The following is a 5,693-nucleotide window of genomic DNA, read 5'->3' on the forward strand; positions in this document are numbered from 1 at the left end:
AAAATTTATAAGAATTGTTCATCATATATTTGGTTTATAATTGGTTCTTCTAAAATAAACTGACCTCATCCTTAAGGAAGGATTTGATCACTTTGGCCCTGCCACGGCCTTTATTGATTAGCTTATACCTTTTAGCAGCAGCAGGAAGAATAAAAGTTTCTGCATAGGCAAAATGAACAGCCGGCTGTCCGTCAATTTCAACAGCAACCGAAGTCCCCTCCACCAGCATCAAAACATGGCAGGACTCATTGGTGTCTATCATCACTTCCGAATCAAATTCTATCCTGTGGACATCGTAAAAATGGTCCCTATGGGTTGGCAGGTGGATCAGTTCCCAGTCTGCGCCGCGGTCAATGCTCACCGGACGAGAAATGTGCTCACGCGTCACCACTTCTCCTTTTCGTTCAAACCTAAGGTTGTTAAAGGCATGATCTATATTGATCGGCCGGGGGTTTCCATTGAGGTCCAATGAAAGCCAGTCGTACATTTTGAAAGTAAAAATATACGGGGTAGCACTGATTTCAAGCACCATGTTGTTGATCCCCGAACTGTGCACCGTGCCATTCGGAATCAAAAAAAGATCGTGCTTGTGTGAAGGGAAGCTCTGCACATACTTCTCTACTTCGAGTTTCTCTTTATTATCCTGGCTGTATTCAAGTGCAGCCCTGAAAGCTGCTGGATCTATGTCTTCCTGGAAACCAAGATAAACCCTTGCATCCGGCGCACAATCTAAAATATAATAGGTTTCATCCTGAGTAATGGTTTCTCCAAAGTTTTCTGAGATGTATTTTTTAGAGGGATGGCACTGTATAGAAAGATTTCCGCCTTCAAAGGTGTCCAGGAAATCAAATCGGATCGGAAAATATGGGCCAAACAATTCCGCATGTTTACCGAGCACATCTTTATAGGCGTACCACATCAGAAAATCAAAAGATACCTCCAGCAGCAGACCATTACTTTCAAACAATAGTCCATTCTCAGGAGTAATCAGTTCAAAAGACCAGGCATAATTTACCTCGTTATTGTTCAGGCCCCCAATATGTTCCTTCATCCACTGTCCGCCCCAGGAGCCTTTTTCAAACCATGGCCGTGCACGAAATACAGTGCGGCTCATTTGCTTCAGGCCATCAACCAGATCCTTTTTAAACATCCAGTTGAGGTCGCCAAACTGCTGCCCGTCTGCGACGATTGCGATCCTGTCCAGCAACTGATTGCGGTGATTGTCCAGCGCTACCCAATCCACAAAATAAAAGCGTTTGTACATCAAAAAAGCACTTTCACTGGCCATTTTACCGATATTTGTAATCGATTCCGCCCGCATCCGGTACTGGATCTCATTTTTTGGTATATCGAGGTATACTACAGGCGCATCCCATTGCAGGAGCCCTGCACCAATACCAATGATGATATTGATCTCGTATAACTGGTCTTCCGATATCGTAAAAAACTCTTCATTAAAAAAATCCTCAAGCACCAAACTGGTCTTTGTCCCCCATACGTCTGATTCTTTGCCTGTAAAAGGCTCAACCATGACATCAATCTCCTCCTGAGATTTGAAATGATCAGCTGTAGCATGCCAGTTTACCAAATAACCCTTTTCAGCCAGTTCCTGTTGAATACGCTGTTGTACTTCTTCATAAAATACACCACCATACCCATCAATTAAAACTGTTTTCCGTTCAATGATCCATTCGGCGAGGCTTCCGTAACCGCTAAAGATCTTGTCATTTCCTAAAGCATGAAAAGGCGTGTGGTTATAAGCAGTTCGGCCGGTAGTCAGAGCAGACACTCGTTTATTTAATAAGGGTTGTGTACTTTCTCTCCACTTCTCGGCACTAACGGTATTGTTGGTTTTGCTCATTTGACAGTATTGTTTTTAAGGGTATGTAACTACAATACATACGTATGTACAAACATAATGTTTTAATCACCTTTTGCAAAGATATTTTCATAATATTGCAAGTATAAAATGTATTTTTAAACAATTATAAACAGATGAAAATCGCGCTTAATCATAAAAGTCCCATACCGCTTCACATTCAGGCTGAGGAGCTGCTTCGTAAAATGATTAAAGACCCGCAATTTCAGAACGGGAAACTGCTGCCTAATGAAGTTGATCTGGCCAATCAGCTGGCCATATCCCGTACCACATTACGCCAGGCCTTAAACAAACTGGTTTACGAAGGACTACTGATCCGGAAAAAAGGGGTTGGTACTAAGGTAGCTGATGCAATGATCAGTTCCAAATCTGTCAACTGGCTGAGTTTCTCTCAGGAGATGAAGGCACGCGGCATTCCGATCAGAAATTTCGAACTCCATGTGAGCTGGATCTATCCTGAGGAAATCATTGCCAATTTCTTCAACATCAAAACCGATCAGAAGATCTTAAAACTGGAACGTCTCCGGGGCAGACCTGAAGGCCCTTTTGTTTACTTTGTTTCGTATTTCCACCCGCGCACTGGCCTGACCGGGGAAGAAGATTTTAAAAGGCCGCTTTATGATATCCTGGAAAAGGATTATAACATCATTACTGAGCTTTCCAAAGAGGAGATCAGTGCCAAAGGCGCGGATAAATTTATAGCCGCAAAACTGGAGACCGAACCCGGAAGTCCTATTTTGTTTCGCAAACGTTTTGTCTACGATCAGGCCGAACGGCCAGTCGAATACAACCTGGGTTATTATAAAGCAGACAGTTTTGTCTATTCTGTAGAAAGCCGCAGGGGATAAAAAAACTGCAGGTTACCTCCGTAACCCACAGCCTAAACCAAACTATTGTCTTAAATATTATATTCCCCAGTTCTTATTGGGAACAGGTCCCATTTGCAGGATCAGCTTCCCTCCTTTCAGCAATTCGCTGGCCGGAAATTTAAAGGACTGCAGGGGTTTGCCGTTCAATGTTGCTTTCTGGACATATTTATTGTCCCTTGAAACATCCGGTGCTTCGATCGTGAATGATTTTCCTCTTCCATATTGTTCCCCAAGGTTTATGGTAACGGCAGGGAAAATCGGGCTCGCGATCTCGTAAACCGGATCGGCACTGCATCCTCCGTCAGTTTGAAACAAGCCCAGCGCCGCCATGATAAACCAGGCGCTCATCTGTCCCTGGTCTTCATCTCCCAGATAAGCATTAGCCAGATCTCCGCCATAATACCTGTCCATGATGGCGCGGCTCCATTGCTGGGTAAGCCATGGCTTTTGCACCCAGTTGAACAGAAAGGCAAAGTGCATTGACTGCTGGTTGCCCTGGATCACCGGATAGTCCCAGTACTGATCTCCAGGCGCATTAAACCTCAGTTTATTGCTTTCTGTAAATCCCCAGGACAGACGCTCCACAAATTTATCCACACCGATCTCTTTGGCCAGACCAGGTACATCCTGAGGTACAAAATAGGTCAGCTGCCAGGCATTGCCCTCTACATACTGTTTGTTTGCTCCTGATTTAAAAGGATCAAAATCAGCCATCCATTTTCCATCGGAATGACGCATCCGTGCATATCCGGTTTCCTTATCGATGGCATTTCTCCAGTAATTGCCGCGCAGCGCAAATATTTTCTCTTCTTCTTTCTTGCCCAGTGACTTGGCAAACTGCGAGACAGTCCAGTCGTCGTAGGAATATTCCAGCGTATTGGAGAACCTGCCCAGATCATAAGGCACATATTTGTATTTAAGATAAGGTATCAGATCCCTGTTGCCCGCATAGCCCAGACCAACTTTTTGCGATGGTGTGGTCTGCATTTTCTTAACGGCCTCGAATGCCTTTTCCGCGTCAAAATCACGGATCCCCATCTGATAGGCACCCACAATAAGCGGAATCTCATGCTCCGCGACCATCACCGGCACATAATTCATACCCGCAGGGCCTTTTGCCAGCCATCCATTGGCATCATACATCGCCAGTTGCGACTTCACCCATTTAGATGACCACTCCGGTGTCACCAGGTTCCAGAACTGGTTCAGGTTCCAGAAAGTGTTCCAGAACGCATCACAGCCCAAGGCCAGCGCATTCGGATCTTTGAGCTTTTGTACTTTTTGAAAAGCATCAACCCAGCTTCCGTCCAGATCACTCCAGGTATTTCTGCTGGCCAGCGCACGGTACATATTGCTGTAAAACCTGATCTTTTCCCGCCTGTCATTGGTCGTAATGGCCACACGGCCAATCAGCTTATTCCACACCCCGCGCTGTCCGTCCCGTACTTTATCAAAACTCCAGCCATATGGCTTTGTTACCTCCTGCTGCAAATTATCTGAAGCATTTTCGATGCTCACCATGGAGATTCCAGTACGCACCTGAACCACCTGGTTCGCGCGGGTGTCAAACTCCACATACGCTCCTGCATCTTTTACAGCACCCGAGCTGACAATATCCTGATCACTGAGGTCATCATTTATCCAGGTGCCAAACTTTTTAATGGGCTGGTCAAATTCAATGACAAAATGAAGCTTGTAATCCTGGTTCACATCACCCGACCATGCCCCCGGAGTAAATTGTCTCGATACTCCCTCTATCCGGTAGTCACTCACTTTTTTTAAGGTTACATCCTTCAATTGATAGCCGTATTCTGCGGGGATCTGCAAGTCGATCATCACCCTGGAATCTGTAGCCTTTGGATAAGTATAGCGCTGGAAACCGCACCTTGTTGTAGCGGTAAGCTCTGCTTTGACATTGTAATCGGTAAGCAGGACCTTGTAATAGCCCAAAGGTGCTTCTTCCGTAGATTTATCGATCTGCGAACGGTAACCGGTTCCGTTACTGCGCTGATCTCCGGTCTTCGTCTTCAGCGGACCATTCACCGGCAGCATACCCAGGCCCGCCATTGTCCATTCATGGATATGACTAAATGCGCCTACGCTTTCAAAACTCGGTTCGTATCCGGCCTGCCAGCCGCCATTCTGGTTATCAGGGCTCAGTTTCACCATACTAAATGGCATCCAAGGCCCCGGAGCGATCATCCACCTCGAATGCGCTGTTCCCATTTTGGTATCCACATAATCTGCGGGAGTAAATACCTGCTGCGCAGCCCGTTTTACCATTCCGCTTTCCAGCAGGGCACCGTCGCTGAAAATTTCATACTTACTTTGTTTTGGAGCAGAAACAGCCGGCATCGGTACTTCAAACTGATACCTTGCACTGTCCAGTTTCGCATTAAAAACCAAACGGCCATCCAGTTTCACACTCAGTTTCGGTTTACCGGAAATGAGCTGCGCGTCAACCAGCAGGGGCTGGATCTTCTTTCCGTTGTCGTCCAGCTGGTATCCGGCCGCTTTTACGCTTCTCAGAAATATGTTCTTGCTGATGATGAGCTTTGCCCCGTCAGGTCCTTCAAGCCTTACCTGATCAAAGACCAGCCATGAACCTTCCAGGGTGGTCATCAAAATTTCATTACCACCTTTTCTCAGTTGCCCCGGTGACAGCGGAATCTCTATTTTAAACTCCCGGGCACCGCTCAGATCGCCGGCAAAAGTTTTGTCGCCATCATGTTCAGGTAATTGCTTTACATAAGATTTACCGTTTACAGTGATCTTCAGCAATGGCGGCAAAGTTCCCTGGTAACCCAGCAGATCAACCACAAACTTCCAGTTGCCCGCCACGGGCAGATCCTGGAGCCCAAAAAGAATATTGGCATTGTGTGTCCTCAGCCCGGACGTACCACCCGTACCTCCCCAGCCATCTTTCGGTCCCGGCAATATATACG

At 46.2% G+C, this 5,693-nt stretch carries 3 protein-coding genes; 1 reads left to right on the plus strand and 2 read right to left on the minus strand.

Features of this window, described 5'->3' with window-relative positions:
* Positions 1-49: 49 nt before the first annotated feature.
* Positions 50-1,861, minus strand: a complete 1,812-nt coding sequence (locus VK541_RS03200; protein ID WP_324366862.1) for a class I mannose-6-phosphate isomerase — start codon at positions 1,859-1,861, stop codon at positions 50-52.
* A 134-nt stretch (positions 1,862-1,995) separates the two neighbouring features.
* Here VK541_RS03200 and VK541_RS03205 point away from each other — a divergent pair, with 134 nt between their 5' ends.
* A complete protein-coding gene (locus VK541_RS03205) occupies positions 1,996-2,727 on the plus strand; it encodes a GntR family transcriptional regulator (RefSeq protein ID WP_324366865.1) in 732 nt (243 codons plus the stop codon).
* Positions 2,728-2,784: 57 nt separating this feature from the next.
* Here VK541_RS03205 and VK541_RS03210 read toward each other — a convergent pair.
* On the minus strand, positions 2,785-5,693 hold a 2,909-nt coding region (locus tag VK541_RS03210), incomplete at its 5' end, for a GH92 family glycosyl hydrolase (RefSeq protein WP_324366867.1).

The sequence above is a fragment of the Pedobacter sp. genome (assembly GCF_035317785.1).
Classification (GTDB): Bacteria; Bacteroidota; Bacteroidia; order Sphingobacteriales; family Sphingobacteriaceae; genus Pedobacter.

Coding starts and splice junctions, on each gene's coding strand:
- VK541_RS03200 (WP_324366862.1), bottom strand. CDS start 1,861: ATGAGCAAAACCAACAATACCGTTAGTGCCGAGAAGTGGAGAGAAAGT.
- VK541_RS03205 (WP_324366865.1), top strand. CDS start 1,996: ATGAAAATCGCGCTTAATCATAAAAGTCCCATACCGCTTCACATTCAG.